At 35.8% G+C, this 18,693-nt stretch carries 16 protein-coding genes; 15 read left to right on the top strand and 1 reads right to left on the bottom strand.

All coding sequences use genetic code 11. The annotated features are described in order from the left end of the window. Positions 1 to 182: 182 nt before the first annotated feature. From G4Z02_RS03785 to G4Z02_RS03740, 10 genes are all read left to right on the top strand, one after another. Positions 183 to 923, top strand: a complete 741-nt coding sequence (locus G4Z02_RS03785) for a diadenylate cyclase (RefSeq protein WP_258878533.1) — start codon at positions 183 to 185, stop codon at positions 921 to 923. Between the two features lie 126 nt (positions 924 to 1,049). Beyond that, positions 1,050 to 3,383 (top strand): NAD(P)-binding protein, encoded by a 2,334-nt coding sequence (locus G4Z02_RS03780; RefSeq protein ID WP_258878532.1) that lies wholly within the window; start codon positions 1,050 to 1,052, stop codon positions 3,381 to 3,383. A gap of 13 nt (positions 3,384 to 3,396) precedes the next feature. Continuing rightward, complete coding sequence (locus tag G4Z02_RS03775; protein WP_258878531.1) at positions 3,397 to 4,551, top strand: diguanylate cyclase domain-containing protein; 1,155 nt, start codon at positions 3,397 to 3,399, stop codon at positions 4,549 to 4,551. Positions 4,552 to 4,910: 359 nt separating this feature from the next. Next, on the top strand, positions 4,911 to 5,567 hold the full coding sequence (gene ispD, locus G4Z02_RS03770; RefSeq protein ID WP_258878530.1) for a 2-C-methyl-D-erythritol 4-phosphate cytidylyltransferase: 657 nt from the start codon (positions 4,911 to 4,913) through the stop codon (positions 5,565 to 5,567). After that, positions 5,564 to 6,040, top strand: coding sequence for a 2-C-methyl-D-erythritol 2,4-cyclodiphosphate synthase (gene ispF / locus G4Z02_RS03765; RefSeq protein ID WP_258878529.1), 477 nt, complete (start codon positions 5,564 to 5,566; stop codon positions 6,038 to 6,040). The genes ispD and ispF overlap by 4 nt, the downstream gene beginning before the upstream one ends. A 491-nt stretch (positions 6,041 to 6,531) precedes the next feature. Then, a complete protein-coding gene (locus tag G4Z02_RS03760) occupies positions 6,532 to 6,795 on the top strand; it encodes a YutD family protein (RefSeq protein ID WP_258878528.1) in 264 nt (87 codons plus the stop codon). 66 nt (positions 6,796 to 6,861) lie between these two features. Beyond that, positions 6,862 to 7,095 carry a NifU family protein gene (locus G4Z02_RS03755; RefSeq protein WP_258878527.1) on the top strand — a complete coding sequence of 78 codons (234 nt, stop codon included), beginning with the start codon at positions 6,862 to 6,864 and terminating at the stop codon, positions 7,093 to 7,095. 94 nt (positions 7,096 to 7,189) lie between these two features. Beyond that, positions 7,190 to 7,510: a S1 RNA-binding domain-containing protein gene (locus tag G4Z02_RS03750; RefSeq protein WP_258878526.1), complete on the top strand. Its 321-nt coding sequence runs from the start codon at positions 7,190 to 7,192 to the stop codon at positions 7,508 to 7,510. Between the two features lie 82 nt (positions 7,511 to 7,592). Continuing rightward, positions 7,593 to 8,921, top strand: a complete 1,329-nt coding sequence (locus G4Z02_RS03745) for a glucose-6-phosphate isomerase (protein WP_258878525.1) — start codon at positions 7,593 to 7,595, stop codon at positions 8,919 to 8,921. Between the two features lie 85 nt (positions 8,922 to 9,006). Continuing rightward, on the top strand, positions 9,007 to 9,636 hold the full coding sequence (locus G4Z02_RS03740; protein WP_258878524.1) for a hypothetical protein: 630 nt from the start codon (positions 9,007 to 9,009) through the stop codon (positions 9,634 to 9,636). A gap of 24 nt (positions 9,637 to 9,660) precedes the next feature. On the opposite strand, the gene G4Z02_RS03735 is transcribed toward G4Z02_RS03740, so the two are convergent. Further along, complete coding sequence (locus tag G4Z02_RS03735) at positions 9,661 to 10,512, bottom strand: diacylglycerol/lipid kinase family protein (protein WP_258878523.1); 852 nt, start codon at positions 10,510 to 10,512, stop codon at positions 9,661 to 9,663. A gap of 97 nt (positions 10,513 to 10,609) precedes the next feature. On the opposite strand from G4Z02_RS03735, the gene tsaE reads away from it, so the two are divergent. The 5 genes from tsaE to G4Z02_RS03710 all read left to right on the top strand — a co-directional run bounded on the left by tsaE (position 10,610) and on the right by G4Z02_RS03710 (position 18,691). Next, entirely contained in the window at positions 10,610 to 11,059 is a 450-nt protein-coding gene (gene tsaE, locus G4Z02_RS03730; RefSeq protein ID WP_258878522.1) for a tRNA (adenosine(37)-N6)-threonylcarbamoyltransferase complex ATPase subunit type 1 TsaE, read from the top strand. Further along, positions 11,028 to 11,639 carry a tRNA (adenosine(37)-N6)-threonylcarbamoyltransferase complex dimerization subunit type 1 TsaB gene (gene tsaB, locus G4Z02_RS03725; protein ID WP_258878521.1) on the top strand — a complete coding sequence of 204 codons (612 nt, stop codon included), beginning with the start codon at positions 11,028 to 11,030 and terminating at the stop codon, positions 11,637 to 11,639. Before tsaE ends, tsaB begins: the two co-directional genes overlap by 32 nt. A gap of 70 nt (positions 11,640 to 11,709) precedes the next feature. Next, a complete protein-coding gene (locus G4Z02_RS03720; protein ID WP_258878520.1) occupies positions 11,710 to 13,164 on the top strand; it encodes an ABC transporter ATP-binding protein/permease in 1,455 nt (484 codons plus the stop codon). Further along, entirely contained in the window at positions 13,161 to 16,478 is a 3,318-nt protein-coding gene (locus tag G4Z02_RS03715; RefSeq protein ID WP_258878519.1) for an ABC transporter ATP-binding protein/permease, read from the top strand. The genes G4Z02_RS03720 and G4Z02_RS03715 overlap by 4 nt, the downstream gene beginning before the upstream one ends. Then, positions 16,475 to 18,691, top strand: coding sequence for an ABC transporter ATP-binding protein/permease (locus G4Z02_RS03710; protein WP_258878518.1), 2,217 nt, complete (start codon positions 16,475 to 16,477; stop codon positions 18,689 to 18,691). The genes G4Z02_RS03715 and G4Z02_RS03710 overlap by 4 nt, the downstream gene beginning before the upstream one ends. Positions 18,692 to 18,693 lie beyond the last annotated feature (2 nt).

The following is an 18,693-nucleotide window of genomic DNA, read 5'->3' as shown; positions in this document are numbered from 1 at the left end:
GCTCAAAATAGCCGTTTTCCTAATTGAAAAAATATACAGAAAATTACCCGATTTCTTATTTAGAAAATTGATGATTTTTTTAGAAATACACTCACAAAAACAAAGATGAATATATTAAAAAATAAATTTGTTGGTTTAGTGTTTTTTTAAACTATGCTATAATGAAATGAAGGAGTGGTTTTATGTCAGATATTACTCAATTCGACGTTTTATTGATAAACGTATACTTGCTTGCCATTTTTACCAATCTCATCAAAACAAAAACGATCATTCATTTGTATCGTTTCTTTAAACTGCTTGTTGTTGTTTTGATTGTGGTTGCAATTATTGAAATGGTGCGAGAACAGATTGTGTGGCATGAGGCTTTAATCAAGGGATTACCTATCATACCTTTGTTTGTTGTTACGGTTCAAACGGAATTTGTATTGATATTAAAGAAACTTGGTTTTAAGGGAGGACATCTCTTCTCAAATACCATTGAAGATACGGTTAAAATTGAATTGATAAAAAGTGTTGATTTCCTCTCTAGTAAGCGCATTGGGGCATTGATAACGTTTGAAAAAACAAACTCATTAGATGAATATATCTCAACGGCTTATCCTATTAATGCCCAGTTAAATCATGAGTTGTTATCGACCATATTCTTCCCTAGTACACCGCTGCATGATGGCGCTGTTATCGTACGAATGAGCAATATTGTTTGTGCAGGAGCATATTTTCCACCAACGGAACGATTGGATATACCAAAAACCTTTGGTTCACGGCATCGTGCTGCCATCGGAATTAGCGAGATTACAGATTCTTTAACAATTGTTGTTTCGGAGGAAACAGGGAAGATCAGTGTTGCTGTTGATGGATATTTGGATCACGATATTTCAAAAGAAGCTTTGTTGTTATATCTCGAAAAACATTTGCAATCATAAAGCCAGAAATGGCTTTTTTTTATATCAAGGTGTTATGAAAGTTAATGTGGATAATTACCAAATTTGATAGAATTAGAAATATTAAATATGGTATAATAATGGATAGACTAGAAAACGGGTGATTATGTGGAAAAGTATGATGTTGTCATTATTGGTGGTGGACTTGGGAGTCTAACTACCGCTACATATTTATCGAAGCGACTGCGCAATGTCGCCGTTTTTGAGCAGCAAAAAGACCGTAAACTAGAGTCGTACTCAAAACGTTTCCGTGATTCGGAAAACTCGAACTTTAAATATACATTCCACCATCACGATATGGGTGGAGTTCATCGTGGAGACTTGTTCTATGAATACCTAAAACAGTGTGGGATAGCGAATAAGTTTGAGTTTTACGATAATTTTCACACGATGATTGTTACACGAGATCGTCAATTGGTACGTCGCCCAAACAATATGAAAGATTTCAAGACTTACTTAGTTCGACGATATCCCAAACAACGTGATGAAATTCATCGTTTGTTTACGGATATAATGGCTCATTATAAGGATTTCCGGGTTCAAAAGCAAGCTCGACTCATCAATGCTGAATTTACGTTATCAAGTGTATTGATTGAATGGGGCGATTTAAGTTTGCGTGATGTACTGGAAAAATATATTAGTGACGAACGAGTAATAGACGAGTTCACACTAACCTACAATTCTGTTGGACTACAACCAGAAGATATTAATGCGTACCATTATTTCATTAAGTGGTTTGATACATTTATTGACGGAAATCACTTTATAACGACATCGTATGATCAAATTGTGCAAACACTTACCACTGAGATTTCAAAAACACGAGAAAAAATCTTCATGAACCGTTCGATTAAAGATGTTATTATCAAAAATGACAAAATTGTTAAGGTCATTGATGATGATGACAATGTGATTGAAGCGCGACACTTTATCATCAATATGAGAACTGATGAATTTGTTGATCGTTACGCACCAAAACGGCTAGATATAAAGGAAAAGTTCTTGTCGATGTATCCTAAAATTGAAGTCGAACTCTTTGTCAATCAAGCATATATCGGCTTAAATTGTGCACCAGAAGAAATCGACATGTTCGACAGTCAGTATATATTTAGTGAAGTGGAAGACGATGCTGTACGAATTCTCAGTATAATCAATTATAAGGCCTATGATGACAAGGCTTGTCCGGACGGTAAAACGGCTTTATTAGTAGAGTTTGTTGATGATAATACACCACGAAAAACAAAGTTAGAGGAAGTGGTTTCTCAGTTATTAGCTTATTTCCCTAAGGCAAAAGACCACATTACGTTGCAACGTATTGGAGCGAAAATCCCGTATATGAGTAGTTTGGCTTCCCCTGAATACTGGGAAGGAAAGACGATTAATGATTTGTTTGAAATTGATGATTACAGCGATATTAACCCATTTCCCAATGCTTATTTCATTGGATCTTGGATGAAACCAGAAGCTGGAATTACGGGTATAATTCAAACTGGAGTAGAATATGGTGACATCATTGATGATCTGATCTATCATGGTGAAGATGATGACTATTTCATTAATCATGATGAACTGATGAATATTATTAATCACCAGTTTATCCCAAATTCACTGGGCAAAGTGGAGAAGAACATTCAGTTCTTTATTGGTAAAGACTCGTATTATATTCGAACCAAAGGGGCGCATCAGCGTTTGTACAAGGGTGTTAGTGATATTTCGGATATCATTATCATAGCAACGAATGAGACATTATATGATTTAAGTGTTGGTAATACAACGCTAGATAAAGCGATTTCCAATGGTACACTTGAATATGTTGGTAGCGAAGAATTTCTCAATGAAGTCATGGAAGCTTTTGATATGGGAATTGAGATTACAAAACCAATAACGTATCAGTATGTTCAAGGAAAATGGGGAAATATTATCTTTCTTGTTCAAATGGCACTTCTTCTGATTTCGAATCTACTGGCAAACTACCATTACAACGTCATTATTGGTCCAGTTACCTTGGCTCTATTTGGTGGTACGGTATATTTCAAATATCGGATGGTACACAAGATATCTGTATTTGAGTACTTTGTTCTTGGTTTATACTTCATTTTATCAGTGTTGAGTATATTTATACCGTATATCAACGAAATGAAGGATGCCAAATATACGCTTGGTATCTTTTCGATATACCTTTTAGGCACCTGGTTGATCAACCGTCCATTAGCATATTCGTATATTCGACATGATTATCGTACGGATTATACTAGAACGAAGCTATTTGTCAAGATGAGTGGTGGGTTAACGTTTATTTGGGGAATGACATTCTTTGTCATCTTGATCATGGACATTACACTAATTCGTAGTTATGCTTCCTTAGCATACTACATGATTCCACTATCGTTCTACCTATCAATTTTCTATCCATCATCCTACATCACGGGTTATATTGACTAATGGGAGTGATTTTATGAACCCACTACTTCTTGTAGGTATTATCGCTGCATGGTTTATCTATGCGATAATCATTAAATTAACAAAGAAACGAAAGTACGACTATTCTTTCATAGTCGCTTTTGTTTTTTTATTGGCATTTGGTTACCTCTACTTCTTTGAAGACTTTGAAGGAGTATATTATACCTGGTATTCATACATTACTGTCGGTTTCTTCGCGTTTTACATGATTATTGATAATTCGGTACTCTTATTTAAGAAAAACGTCTCAGAATTCGATTTTCATGACCTTGAGCAGAAACTTGAGTATGTTTCTTCATCATCTGAACTATTAAGACAACGATTTATATCAACCATCGAGTTGCTCCGTGATGGAATTTCCTTCCGAGATGGGGATCAGATCTTTGGATCGGATCGATTTATTGAAATAATTGGTGTAAAAGACAATGAAATTCCTGTAGAGGACTTTGAAAACTTAATCATCAAAGAAGATCTTGTTGAGTACCATTCAAAACTGGAAAAATGTTCGAGAAAATACCCGACATATCGTATTAAATATCGCATCAAAAAAGATGGAAAAAAAATATGGGTTGATGAACATGGTAAGATGATTATTTTACACAAAAAAAGATCTTACATTTCTTTAATTAAACCACTTGATATAAGACGGTATCCAGAGAGTGAAGTTGATGTATTAAATAACCTCGCTGGACACAAAGAAATGTATCAAGAAATGCAACGTCTTCATCGTAAAAAAAACGCGTATCATTTTGTCTTAATTTACTTAACTAATATACCAAAGATTAATGAAAAATATGGACGAGAATTTGGTGATTTGATGATGGGAGAATATCTCTCTCAAATACGATTTAAATTCATTAAAGACAATCAAAGTTTATTCCGAATTTCTGGTATAAAATTTGGATTAATCATTAAAGAGAAAAGTAAGTTTGACATTCTCGATCGTGCTCTTGTTGGCTCTGGAGAACTCTTTACTATGCATATGAAATTTGGTGGAGTAACACAAACAATTTATCCCAATCTAGGAATCTCAGAATCACCTTATGAAGGGAAAAAACCAGAGACAGTATTACAAGAAGCTGAACAAGCGCTTCAGCAAACATTTCATGATTCATTTGGCCAGTCATTCTGTTTCTTTAACCGAAAGTAGCTATAAAGAATATAGTCTTTTGATGTGAATGGGTTTATAAAAAAAACAAAAGAATAAGCAATCATATTCATTTGTTTTTTATTGACGCAATTTACAATAGATATTTGTGGAAAACTCAAATAAAGTATACAAATTAATATTCATAAAATCTTAGTAAGGAATGTATTTTAGATAACAAAAAATATGTTTTAAAATAGTGTATGAAAATTTTGCAAACGATTCAAAAATATGATTATTATAAATCTATATTTTATGTCTAGAAAAAGTTGAAAATATTGGTCATTAAAAACTTAAAATGTTACAATAGAATTGTGCTACATAAACAACAAATTTATAGTTTGAAAATAGGTGATTGATGAATGGAATTTACAGCAATAATTACTGCCGCTGGAAGTGGTACAAGAATGGGTTTAGAATTCAATAAAATATTCTTAAAAATCAATGGTAAAAGAGTGATTGATTACAGTATTGAATTTTTCGAAAATTATCCATTTTGTAAAGAAATAGTACTAGTATCATCAGATGCTGATTTTAACTTCATGTATGATCAATATCATCACCGTGTTACTAGTATTGTTGTAGGTGGAAGAACACGTCAAGAAAGTGTATTTAAAGCGCTTAATAAAGCGAAATACGAATATGTATTAATTCATGATGCGGCTCGACCATACATAAGTTCTGTAAAAATTGATCATTTAGTGAAAGATATGGTTACTACTTCTGCTTCTACACTTGCTGTTTCGGTTGTTGATACGATAGTAAAAACAAGCGGAAACCGCTTAAATAAGACGTTGGATAGAAATGAATTGGTTGCCATTCAAACACCTCAGGCTTTCTTTAAGGATTTATTGCTTGATGCCCATAGAAAAGCACGTAATTCACGGTATCAAGCTACCGATGATACAGATTTAATACGGCGTTTTACTACAGTTATGCCATCTTATGTAGAAGGTGATTATCGCTCTATTAAGCTAACTACTAAAGAAGATATTCCACTATTGGAGGTGATTTTATGATCCGTATAGGACATAGTACGGATACCCATCGATTGGAACCGGGCTATCGTTTGTTGATAGGTGGTGTACGTATTCCCCATGTCAAAGGAAGTGTTGGTCACAGTGATGGAGACTGTCTCCTTCACACAGTGTGTGAATCGCTAATTGGGGCTCTTTCCCTAGGAGATTTGGGTAGTTTATTCCCAGATACTTCCGAAGAGTTTCGAGGCATTAATTCTTCACTATTGGTCCGAAAAGTGATGGAGAAGATCATCGAGCGTGGATATCACGTCGTTAATATTGATTCAACGGTCTATTTAGAACGTCCAAAATTGCAGCAATACATTCCTCAAATACGTGAGAATATCGCTTCATTACTGCATATTGAACCTGAATTTGTCAGTGTTAAGGCGACCACAGGCGAACGTGTAGGAATTATTGGTCGAGAAGAAGCCATCATGACCGAGAGTGTTGTCTTGGTTTCAAACGATTAAATATCAGTAGAGAATTTATCGTTTCATATATAGAAGACTCCTTCTTCAAGCAAATTTTCGAAAATTTGGTAAGTGGGAGATGAATATATATCATTTCTGGTGCAGAAATGCTTTGCATTTTCGAAAATATTGCGTTTTCTGCATTTTGCCACTTCTACAACAATATGATAGTATGCAAGTAGGTAAATACTAGAAGGGAGTAAAAACAGAAAACAAAAGAATAGATATTACATAGAGGATGGGACAACCTTGATAGCTCGATTGATTTGCGCGCGATAGTGCGCATTACCCGAGAAGCCCCTACTTCAACAATACCTATTGTAAGTAGTGGGAGTGTTCACTTAACGGATTATTGATTACATGGAAATGGCTATATAAAGATGTTTTTGATATTTTGAATAATACTTATATTCTTCATAATCGATTTACTAGAAGTCTGATATATGTTATGGTACAATACAGTAATACCAGAAGAAGTAGGAGGGTACACTATGATAGAAACCGATCATGGCTATTTTGAAATCATTAAGGATTACAAGGAAGCCCTTGAAATAAAGATGTTTAACGATAAGTATGTTCCGTACTTAAATCGTTATAAGTATATTGTTGGCGACTATAGTGCTGATATGTTACGTTTAAAGGGTTTTACCGACAAAACCGTAGAAACAATACCAGATTATTTAATGGAGTCTTGTACGCCAAATGCACCGTATTTTGTATTGCGTCGACTCAACAAAAAGAAACCAAAAAATTAGCGTTTTATTAGGTCCTATTTTAAAAACGATGTATACTATTGTTGCAATATCATTTGAGGTGATTTCATGAATGACGAAATGATAGAAAAACAAGTAAAAGAAATCATACGAAAAATTCGACCTTATATCCAACGTGATGGTGGTGACATTCGCTATGTACGTTTCGAAGACGGAATCGTATTTGTTGAAATGTTAGGTGCATGCGTTGGTTGTGGAGCACTGGATTCGACTCTAAAAGACGGGATTGAAACCATCTTGTTAGAAGAAGTACCAGGAATCATTGGTGTCGAGAATATTTAAGATAGAAAATCCATCGGATTTTCTTTTTTTATTCATTTACACAGCAAAATTTGATATACTGTTTACGAGTAATCGAATATGAGGTGTTTCATCAATGAACAAGGGAAGCATTGTTAAAGGAGAGATTACTGCAATTAAGCCATATGGAGCGTTTGTAAAAATCGATGATCAATATGTGGGATTAATCCATATATCCGAATTTAGCGATGGATTTGTCCGTAATATTGAAGATTACGTTGCTGTAGGCGATGTTATGGAGCTAAAAGTGCTCGACGTACAAGATCACAAACTCAGCTTATCGTTTAAAGCATTGCATAAACGTAAAAAACGATACAATATTGTCTTAAAAAGCGGGTTTTCTCCTTTAAAAGAAAAACTTGATCAATGGATCGAGAATTATCACAAAAAACGATGATTATCATCGTTTTTTTATTGTTATATGGCTATACAAATGAACAATGTTGTGATACTATTTAATCGATAAAAGGAGGTATAACATGAACAAGCAAATAACCGTAGATATTACAAACGCAACGTCATTTATAGATGAAGCTTTATTACCAAACATTGAGCAAGAAATTAAACAAGCGCATAAAACACTTGTAAAGAAAACTGGTGCAGGAAGTGATTACACAGGTTGGGTAACATTGCCTAACGATTATGACAAAGGTGAATTTTCCCGAATTCAAAAGGCTGCGAAGAAGATCCAAGAAGATAGTGATGTACTGCTAGTGATTGGAATTGGGGGCTCTTATTTGGGGGCAAAAGCTGCATTGGATATGTTGAATAAGCATTTTGATAAAGACCAATCCTTAGAAATCATATTTGTCGGACATCATATTTCATCATCTTACATTGCTGATTTATTGGATTATATTGATGGGAAAGAGCTATCTATCAACGTAATAAGCAAGTCTGGTACGACGACAGAACCAGCAATTGCCTTCCGAATTTTTAAACAGGTACTCCTTGATAAATATGGACAAGAAGAAGCGAATAAACGAATTTATGCAACTACGGATAAAGCGCGGGGTGCATTACGCTCCTTAGCCGATAAAGAAGGCTACGAGACATTCATCGTTCCTGATGATGTTGGTGGTCGTTACAGTGTTCTTACCCCTGTAGGGTTATTACCAATTGCTGCTTCGGGAGTCGATATTGAAGCGATGATGCGAGGTGCACAAGATGCACTACAAGAATATACAGTAGAAAATCTAAGTAATCCCGTCTATAAATACGTTGCTTTGCGCAATTTATTATATCGAAGCGGTAAAAAGATTGAAATGCTCGTCAATTATGAACCATCATTATTCTTTGTTGGTGAATGGTGGAAACAATTATTTGGTGAGAGTGAAGGAAAGGATCATTTGGGAATTTTCCCATCAAGTGCATCCTTTAGTACCGACTTACATAGTTTAGGACAATATATTCAAGATGGTGAGAGACATCTATTTGAAACGGTATTAAACGTTGATAATCCACGACGGGAAATCGCTGTACCAAGCGATGAACGAAACCTTGATGGATTGAACTACTTAGCCAATAAAACCGTTGATTTTGTCAATAAAAAAGCATTTCTTGGAACCCTTTTAGCTCATACTGATGGCGGAATACCAAACATTATTGTGAATCTTCCAGATACTTCTCCTTATACATTTGGTAAAATGGTGTACTTCTTTGAATTGGCCTGTGGAATTAGTGGATACGTTTTAGGAATTAATCCATTTAATCAACCTGGTGTAGAAGCATACAAGAAAAACATGTTTGCATTATTGGAAAAACCAGGATATGAAGAGTTAACCAAGGAACTAAAAAAACGTCTATGAAAAGCGATTCATATTGAATTGCTTTTTTTCTTGATTATTTTACATTCTTTGATACAATAAGTTGTTACAAAAGGAGGATATAGATATGAATGAAGTAGCATTGGAATGGTTGGGGTACATAGCATCCGCAATTGTCTTAGTTTCGCTCTTAATGAGTTCAATCGTGAAGTTGAGATGGATCAATTTAGTAGGAGCATTATTGTTTGGGGCTTATGGGTTTATGATTTTAAGTTATCCAACAGGCTTTATGAATCTCGGGATTGCGATAATAGATATTGTGTACTTAATCAAAATGTATGGATCTAAAGAGTATTTTACAATTCTGCCAATTACCGAGGATCATCAATATTTAGACTCCTTTATTGACTTTTATCGTGACGAAATTGAACAGTATTTTGACTTAGAAAATATTCATATACGTGATGCAAAAGTGAAATTATACATTCTACGTAATATGACAACAGCTGGTGTATTTGTGGCTGACGAAGTGGATGATTCTACTTTAGAAATACGTCTAGATTACGCTATTCCCCAGTATCGAGACTTTAAACTTGGCAAGTTTATTTTCCAAGAGAATAAAGCATATTTTACGGAGTTTGGAATTACATCATTAATTGCCTATAGCTACAATCCATTGCACGATAAGTACTTACGAAAAATGGGGTTTGTTGAAACCGAAGAAAACGGAGTAACAAAATATATATTTAACATATAAAAAGACGCAAAATTAGCGTCTTTTTTACTTGTATGCACGAAAATGAATATTCTTATTTGTTGATTGAACTTCAACGGTCGTAACATCGATGAACTTCTCACCATCGGATTGGCCAATTTGGGGCGTTGTGAATGATGCCTTTATATGGCGCCCTCTCTTGTGGAATACATACCGTTTGAACCGGGTGTGAAGACCGAAGTAGACAGAAGAAAAGATGACGAGTAGTAGGTATTTTGGAACTCTGTGTACGACAAGAATCTCCAAATCTTCATCATAGAGGTTTGCGTCCGGTGTCATGCGCATTCCGCCACCAACAAATTGGCCATTGTTGATGATTAACGTGTATGCTTTTTTAAAGTGGTAGGATTCTCCATCAATAGTGACGTCCAAGGGTTCGGGTACAAAGTTCATCATCGCTCGAAATGAGGAGAGGAAATAGGTTAATTTTCCTTTGTTTTTTGCGTTATCCACATAGTCGATAACGAGCCCATCTAAGCCAATTCCCGTTCCATTTATAAAGTAATGTTTATCCGTATTATCCAACGTATTTTCCATGATAAATTGAGGTTTGTGATCTTGTATTTTTAGGGTGCGTAAAAAGTCGTTACCAGATCCATTTTTCTTGAGGTAAATATCCGGTTGCAGATCATAATGAACAATATTGTTCACGAGATTGTTAATCGTGCCATCACCACCTAAGAGGATGATGTTTTGAAAGTGAGTGTGTTCATCGAGGTAAGATGTCACATCGTCAATTTTCAATATACTCTTAAGCCGAAACGGTTTATTCGCTTTCTTATAGGCTTTGATTAGTTTGTGGGTCTGGATATTTCCACGACTATTTTTTGATTTTGGGTTGTATAGAATGAGATCCATAGGAATTCCCCCTTGATACAATTATATCATGAAAAAATATAACATAATCTTTTATTATGTTATAATTGTAATATATATTTTTTGAGTTGGTGAGACGATGTATAAAGAACGTATTGTAAACAATGTGGAGGATATGAATGACTTTGCTCAACAGTTGAGTACCCATGTATTTCCCGGGTTTGTTTTGTGCTTGGAAGGTGATTTAGGTGCAGGGAAAACCACACTTACCAAATATCTCGGAAAAGCCATTGGTATTGATGATATGATTAATAGTCCTACGTTTACAATTATGAAAATATACGAAGGAAAATTACCGCTTTATCACATGGATGTGTATCGATTGAATGGAATTGGTGCAGATTATGATTTAGAAGACTATATTTATCGGGATGGTCTTTGTGTGATTGAATGGTACAAGCATATTATAGACAGTTTACCAGAAGACCGTTTGGTGATTGAGATTGAGATTCAAGGGCCAACGAAACGGTTATTAAAAATGGAAGGACATGGTACTTATGAAGCAATTGTTGAAGCGCTTAGCAATTGATACAGCCACTAAATATCTATTCATTGGGTTGTATGAAGATGATACCTGTCTCACATCGTACTACAAACCAGGGGATAATGATCACAGCGTGAAGTTGATGAGTATGATTGAAACGATGTTTGATGAAGTAGGTTGGAGTATTGCTGATTTGGATGAAATTATTATCGGTATTGGTCCAGGGTCTTATACGGGGTTACGGATTGGTGTCGTTGTAGCAAAGATGTTTGCTTGGAATAATTCCATACCAGTAAAAACGGTAAGTAGTCTAGCGTTGGTGGCTAGTTCATATGTTGGCAGTAAATATGTTCTAGTAGAGTTTGATGCAAGACGTGGAAATTCATTCTTGGGATTGTATAAAAGAACTGGAAAATCGCTAGAATTGGTTGATAATGAACAGTTAACAAATTTAGTGGATTACAAGAAATCATTGGATGTTCCGTTTGATACAATCAGTAATGGTGAACCGAATATGAGCGTATTATTAACGTCTGATTTATTTGATGAAGTTATTGATATTCATGGACTTAATCCTAATTATTTACGAAAAACAGAGGCCGAACGCAATTTAGAGAATTCATAGGATATTCACACTTATAAAGTGTGACTAGGATATAGTTATAGTAAGGCAAAAACATGGAGGTGGTGATGTAGTGGGTATCTTGACAATCAAGAATTTACATAAAAGTTACAAGCATGGTACCAACACCACACACGTGTTAAAAGGTATTAACTTGGATATTGAAGAAGGTAGTTTTGTGTCGATCTTAGGCCGTAGTGGATCGGGAAAAACTACTCTTTTGAATGTTTTAAGTACATTGTTGGAGTTTGACAAAGGGTCGATTCATATTGATGGCCAAAATATAAGCAAATTAGGCACACGGAAAATAAATGTCATTCGTAATAATTATATCGGTTTTGTCTTTCAAGAATTTAATCTTGTGAAAGACATGAGTGTCCTCGATAACGTTGCAACGCCAATGATTTTAAATGGAGTACGTTTTAAAGAAGCACGGGAACGAGCACTTGTCGCGCTGCAACAAGTGGGATTAGAACAGTATGCAAAAGTCCGTCCTGTAGAGTTATCGGGTGGGCAACAGCAACGGGTAGCGATTGCTAGAGCCATCGTCAACGACCAAAAAATCATTCTTTGTGATGAACCAACAGGGGCACTGGATGATTATACTGCTGTTGAAATCTTGAAGTTGCTCAAACAATTATCGGAAACAAGAACTGTCATTATGGTTACTCATGATGAGGAGTTCGCGAAAAAATACAGTAATCGCATCATAATGTTGGTAGATGGTAATATCGTCAAAGATGATATCTTGGAAGATATTCCAGTAAAAGCACCTTCACAAAAACGCAAACTATCCGACCATCGTGCCGGTTTTTTAAATTTATTCACGTATTCTTTTGTCAGTATGGATATTGATAAGAAGAAATTTGGTAATACCTTTAGAACATTTAGTATTTCACTGACATTGTTTATTGTTGTGTCGATTATCAATCAGAATTTAGACGTCTTTACCAAACGGTATTTGGATTTCTTTGTTCAAAGCGAGGTTGCGGATCGCAATATAATCCTCGATTTTATCTACCAATTCTTAGAACAGAATATTACCCAGTTGATTCAAGTGATTTTGTATATATTGATTGGCTTCTGTATTGTGTCGTATCTCTTTGTATTTACGATAAACATTATTACAAAGAAACGGGAAATAGCTGTATTAAAGGCATTTGGGGCATCCCAAGAAGAGATTGGAATATTGTTTATGCTTCGCCCGATTAAGTTTACAATGGCGATTTTCAAAGATACCTTGTTGTATACATTTATCTTGATGTTGTTATTGAATGGTGTGTTTGATTTTCAAGCGATACTCTATGTCGAATATTATGATTTCGTTGTCAATATCGTTCAGGTCATTTATGGTACGTTGTTGTCCTTTACAATCAATATTGATTCCCCTCTTATTGATTTTCACATTCACTATCTCCATGTACTACCAATATTCTTTATTGTACTCGTGCTCTTTATGATTGGAAGTTTGATTCCAGCGTATAAGATTTCACGTAGTAACACAATCAGGATGTTAGCAACCGAATGATTGAACTACGGAATTTAACAAAAGTATATGAGACAGTGAATTATAACATTATTGCGTTAAGCGATATTCATTATCGACTAGACAAAGGGGAAGTCGTTGTATTGCTTGGTAAAAGCGGTAGTGGTAAAAGTACCTTATTGAACATTTTAGGTGGATTTGATCGTGAATATGCCGGTCATTACATCTTAGATGGCGAAAGTATGAAAGAAAAGTCCGAACGGGAGATCGATACCATCCGTAAACGTAAAATCGGGTTTGTCTTTCAACATTACGTATTGCTCAATAATCTTACCGTTATTGAGAATGTTGAGTTGGCACTCCGGGTTATCGGTGTCGTAAACGCAGGTAGTCGCCGCCGGGCATCTTTGCATGCGTTAAAACTAGTGGGCTTGCAAGAACATGCCGATAAATATCCCTATGAGTTATCCGGAGGACAACGCCAACGTGTTGCGATTGCTCGGGCATTTGTTAAGAACCCAGATGTGATCATAGCGGATGAGCCAACAGCAGCACTTGATTCTCGTACTTCCAATGAAATATTGGAGCTATTAAAAGATTTGTGTCGGACCAAATTATTAATTATTGCGACGCATAACAAAGCGATTGTCCGCGATTTTAGTTCTCGTGTTATAGAACTAAAAAGCGGATACACCATTCGTGATGAATTAATTACCGATCCAAGTAAAGTACGGGTAGATGAACTGGATTTAATCATTGATAAAGAAATCAACCAAGATAATGAAATCATTGAACAATTGATTGATATTGAGACTCGTATTGATGAGGATAATAAGGCAACCGTATTAAAAGATTTGGGTGTCGATTTATCCGAGTTCCGCTTAAACAACAATGAAAAATTCAATATTGATGATGAATTACGACGACGTTTAATCAAGGAACGGATGCAGAATTCAAAACTATCGACACGGATATATCGCTTCTTACAAACATCGGATGATTTTCATGGTAAGAAAAGCTATGCGAACAAGTCCTTCTTGCGGAATATTGGGCTACATTTGTTTAGTGCGATGATTTTTACGGTGTTTCTATTAACCATTGTATTTGGGTTAAATTTTGTAAACGAAACCATTGGTGGATTTAACGAAAAAGCCCTATATACCCGCACGATGAACAATGAAAATGAGATTTTCTTTGTTCCAAGTGTGTATCTCAGTCCGGAAAAGGAAACAGATTTAGGCGTCATTTATCAATATGAGGATAAACGCCCGCGTTTCATCAGTGATTTTTCGCAAACTGAAATAGCGGAAGATCCCTTCTTTGAGACCTTGTTAGATGATCCGTATTTCCAATACTATTATCAAAAAGAGAAGCTGTATTATATTGAGTCTGAGCTAGATTCTTCGGGTGCGGATGATGTGTTTAACATTTATTATAACAATTCAAATATCATTTTCCGTGATACAAATGAAGCGATTTTGTTTGAACAGCTACAGTATACTTATGAAAGTATTTATCAGTTCGCAGAACCGAATGTTTATGTGACGAACTTCTTGGGATTGGACCTCGATCAACAAGTAACCTATCCGTTTGATTTTCTCTATGCGGAATCGAACGAAGCCATTTTGAATAAGCATATGTTAGAAGGCGGGAAATTGCCTGAGGAAGCGGATGAAGTCGTGATTCCGGTGGCGTACTTGTTTGATTATGAAATCCTAAATCCGAGTGATTTTAAAGATGATCACGGAAATGTTATGGAAGTGATCCCAAGTGGACGGATTACCGAAGCATTCTTTGAATTGTCTGAAGAAGAACGAACGCTTGATATCACCAAGAATATCATTACAATCGACAATAGTGATAGTAATTACACAATGAGTTACGATACCGAGACTACGACCTTTGAAGTGGTAGGGTTAATCAACTTTGATGGGGATATTAATCCGTACTTAGAAATGTTGGATTCGTCGTTATCAACGACCCTATCCAACGATACGATGAGTTTCGTATTCAGTACTGAAGCGGAGAATGACATTAACTTCGAAATTGTTGACAATGCTACTGTGGGGGATTTTGAGAAAGATATTTTATACGCTGAAATTTCAACGGAAAACTATGAACTATATGAAGTAGATACAATCATTAATGATTTTGATGAGGCGTTTATCGGAGAATTGAAATCCGATTATGTCGAATTCATGGATTTACTTGTGACAACGCTTCAAGATGCAACCGATGTGGTTGCGGACTATGTTCGTGCGGACATCAATGGTGAGAATCCAGATGCATCTGTACTAACGCCACTAGTGGATGATGAACTATTTCCTGGTTTGACGCATCGCGATTTATTGCGATATTACTTAGCACAACATATGTCGGTGGTAAGTGATGTTGGTGGATTATCGAGTGAGTTATCGTACTTATGTCCAAGTTGTAGTACAACGGATGATGCGATGGATATGCTCGATAATGCGGATACCGCCTATATTCGTTTAAAACAAAGCTCGCAGTATATTGATGTTCTTGAGAATTATGGTGATTATTCTCGATTAACGTATCAAGAGAGCACCAATCTAATCATTTTTAACGAATATGGACATCGATTAAGTAACTTATATGAAACCACTGCAAATGATGAAAATCTTGAATTGCGCATTAGTCGTTTGTACTTAAAAGAAAGTGGATCAATTTCATCGCTGATATATATCATTGTCCCACGTAGCTTACTGGAGACATTTAGTGCGATTGACTTTATAGGTATTTTCATTAATATGATTGAACGATTGGAAAGCAATGAGCGATTTGTCGACTTCTTAGAAACAACAAATCTTGATATTTTAATATCCAGCCTGACAACCAATGCGATTCGCAGTATTGTCATGGTGATTTTGTATGTGGTGATCTACGTCATCTTGTTTGTCAGTGTTGCGTTCTTAAGCATTGTATTAATTAACTTGTATGGCAACATCTATGAAACAGCGACAAGACGTCGGATTAAAGAACTTGCAAGTTTACGGGTTTTGGGTACGAGTTATGAGGACATCCACTCGATGGTACAACTGGAAAATCGCCGTGTAGCGCTGTTTAGTTATGGTGGATTTGTGGTTATATTATTCCTCTTAAGTCGCTTGGAATTCTTCACAAATGCACCAATCAGTCATTTCTATATGCCGTTATTAGGGTTATTCTTTGACTTTAATTTATATGATGTCTTTGTCCTCAATGCGATGGTTATTGTCTTTGTATCCTTGTTGTTCTACCTATTTATATACAAGTTAATTATCAAACGTGTATCCACACGTAAAATTGCGAATATCGATACCATTCAAGCGATACGGGATGGTGATAACCTATGATCGAAGTACGCGATTTAGAAAAAGTATATCCTACAAAAGAACGTGACTTTGTTGCTTTGAAAGGTGTCAACCTTAAGTTCGAAGCAGGCGAGTTTGTCGCGATTTTAGGTGAGTCCGGAAGTGGGAAAACCACATTCTTAAATATGATTAGTGGTGTCGATGCGAAAACCAACGGTAAAATTTTCTTTAATGAGCTGGACGTTGATAAATTTAACGATGCCAAATGGCGTGAAATACGGAATACAGAGATTGGATTCATCTTTCAACGGTTCAATTTAATTGATCATTTAACCGTTTTAGAGAACGTTGTCTTACCGCTTATCTTAACTGGTTCTGACAACAATGTTGCTCGCAATATTGCCCGTCGTCTGTTGAAAGAAGTGGAACTCGAAGGTGTTGAGGATAAGCTTGCTACTGAATTATCCGGAGGACAACGGCAACGTGTCGCGATTGCGCGGACGATTATTGTCAATCCAACAATCATTCTAGCCGATGAACCAACCGGTGCACTCGATAGCACAACTGCAAAAGAAATCATGAAATTATTGCAGAAATTTGCTGCAGGGCGAATTATCATCATGGTTACGCATGATGAAGATTTGGCATATCGCAACGCGACGCGCGTTGTTCGGCTTCATGATGGGGAAACTGTTAGTGATGAGATTGTGCGGGAAAAGAATAGTACGACGAGGGATTTAACCAATCGCTTATTGTCCTATGAAGCACGGATTAGTCGTCGGTTAAAACGCCGTTTGGTAAAACAATATCCTGAGTTAGAAGATGAGTTGGTTGTTGGAAAACGACATATGGTTCCAATGCAACGGAAATACATTCCGAATAATCCAGTCTTTACGCGGAAAATTGCCCGTGAAAACTACAAGCAAAAACGACGCATAAATCGTCGAATTTTATGGAGTTTCGTGATTAGTATCAGCATGTTGTTGATTGTTAATATTGTTATGAAGAATATCACAGCCTATAATTTCAATTTATTTGACATTAATAACAATTATCGTCAGTATTTGGTGACAAACTATGAAGATTCAAGTGATGTGATTACTACCTTAGAAGGTATGGATACAGTCGATGAGGCAGCATTGTATTATGAACACTATGTACAAGAGATGTATTTGGTCTATGGTGAGGACGCTGATGATTTCTTACCGATTACATCGTCGAAAACCACCTATAACAAAGGTGTGTTTAGTCCGAAGATGGTGTCATTACCAGAAGATCGGGATAATTTTTATTTGAACAGCCAATTGATTGCGGGTATATATCCGAGAGAAAACAATAACGTCTTGGTAAGTAGTGAGTTTCTACTAACAAGATTTTACGGGTATTCCATAGAATCGGTGTACAACCAGGATTATACAGGTACACTTCCCAAACGATTGGATTACTTTGTTGGGAAATCCTTGTATATTTGTGGGGAAACGCTAATTGACGGCGGAAATGATATTACCAATGATCGGATTACAGATCCCGAAGGTAGTTGTTTTGAGTTTGTTATTTCTGGGGTATTGAATAGTTATTATAAAGGCATTGATTATGTTGGCCATATCTTTACACCAAACGAAGGTTTTGATCAGTACTTATACCATCTTGAATACAATTTGGGATTCACACGTGTCGATGAATATTACGATGAATACGTAAGTTTCTATTTGGATGACATTGATCAAGGCATTGAAATCAATGCGTTAAGTACGGAATTAGATGCGGATGTAAATAATTACGAATTACGTGAATATCAAGAGAATAAGTCGTTGGAAGACATGCTATATTATATGTATTTAGCGATTTTCTTCAGTTTAATTATCATCAGCGGTACGATTGATATCAATATTGTGTCCTCCAGTGTTGTTTCACGGATTCGTGAGATTGGTATTTATTCCTGTATCGGTGTCAGTAAGAAAAGCATTCGGAATATGTTTGTGTTTGAAACTGTGGAAACAGCGATCCGAATTGTATTAATTAATAGTGCTCTTTATGTAGGGATTGCATATGGATTTAGATGGCTTTATAAATACATTGTTGTGGATTTAACGGTGTTTGAGCCATTATTTGGTGTAAATGAAATGTTCAGTTACGAAATTGGATTTACGATATCGGTAATTGCAGGAGCCGTTGTGTTCTTGTTTGCAAGTGTGCTTATTCCATCGTTTAAAGCAGCAAACATGCGTGCAATTGATGCCCTTAGAAGTGGGTGATT

This window comes from Candidatus Xianfuyuplasma coldseepsis (assembly GCF_014023125.1).
In the GTDB taxonomy this organism is placed as follows: domain Bacteria; phylum Bacillota_I; class Bacilli_A; order Izemoplasmatales; family Izemoplasmataceae; genus Xianfuyuplasma; species Xianfuyuplasma coldseepsis.
The sequence above is the reverse complement of the archived record's forward strand: the minus strand, read 5'-3'. Positions and strand labels throughout refer to the sequence as shown.

Excerpts from the sequence above, each read along its gene's own strand:
- ispD (WP_258878530.1), top strand. The coding sequence starts at position 4,911 with ATGGAATTTACAGCAATAATTACTGCCGCTGGAAGTGGTACAAGAATG.
- G4Z02_RS03715 (WP_258878519.1), top strand. The coding sequence starts at position 13,161 with ATGATTGAACTACGGAATTTAACAAAAGTATATGAGACAGTGAATTAT.
- G4Z02_RS03755 (WP_258878527.1), top strand. The coding sequence starts at position 6,862 with ATGAATGACGAAATGATAGAAAAACAAGTAAAAGAAATCATACGAAAA.
- tsaE (WP_258878522.1), top strand. The coding sequence starts at position 10,610 with ATGTATAAAGAACGTATTGTAAACAATGTGGAGGATATGAATGACTTT.
- G4Z02_RS03760 (WP_258878528.1), top strand. The coding sequence starts at position 6,532 with ATGATAGAAACCGATCATGGCTATTTTGAAATCATTAAGGATTACAAG.
- G4Z02_RS03740 (WP_258878524.1), top strand. The coding sequence starts at position 9,007 with ATGAATGAAGTAGCATTGGAATGGTTGGGGTACATAGCATCCGCAATT.
- G4Z02_RS03745 (WP_258878525.1), top strand. The coding sequence starts at position 7,593 with ATGAACAAGCAAATAACCGTAGATATTACAAACGCAACGTCATTTATA.
- ispF (WP_258878529.1), top strand. The coding sequence starts at position 5,564 with ATGATCCGTATAGGACATAGTACGGATACCCATCGATTGGAACCGGGC.
- G4Z02_RS03775 (WP_258878531.1), top strand. The coding sequence starts at position 3,397 with ATGAACCCACTACTTCTTGTAGGTATTATCGCTGCATGGTTTATCTAT.
- G4Z02_RS03785 (WP_258878533.1), top strand. The coding sequence starts at position 183 with ATGTCAGATATTACTCAATTCGACGTTTTATTGATAAACGTATACTTG.
- G4Z02_RS03750 (WP_258878526.1), top strand. The coding sequence starts at position 7,190 with ATGAACAAGGGAAGCATTGTTAAAGGAGAGATTACTGCAATTAAGCCA.
- G4Z02_RS03735 (WP_258878523.1), bottom strand. The coding sequence starts at position 10,512 with ATGGATCTCATTCTATACAACCCAAAATCAAAAAATAGTCGTGGAAAT.
- tsaB (WP_258878521.1), top strand. The coding sequence starts at position 11,028 with ATGAAGCAATTGTTGAAGCGCTTAGCAATTGATACAGCCACTAAATAT.
- G4Z02_RS03710 (WP_258878518.1), top strand. The coding sequence starts at position 16,475 with ATGATCGAAGTACGCGATTTAGAAAAAGTATATCCTACAAAAGAACGT.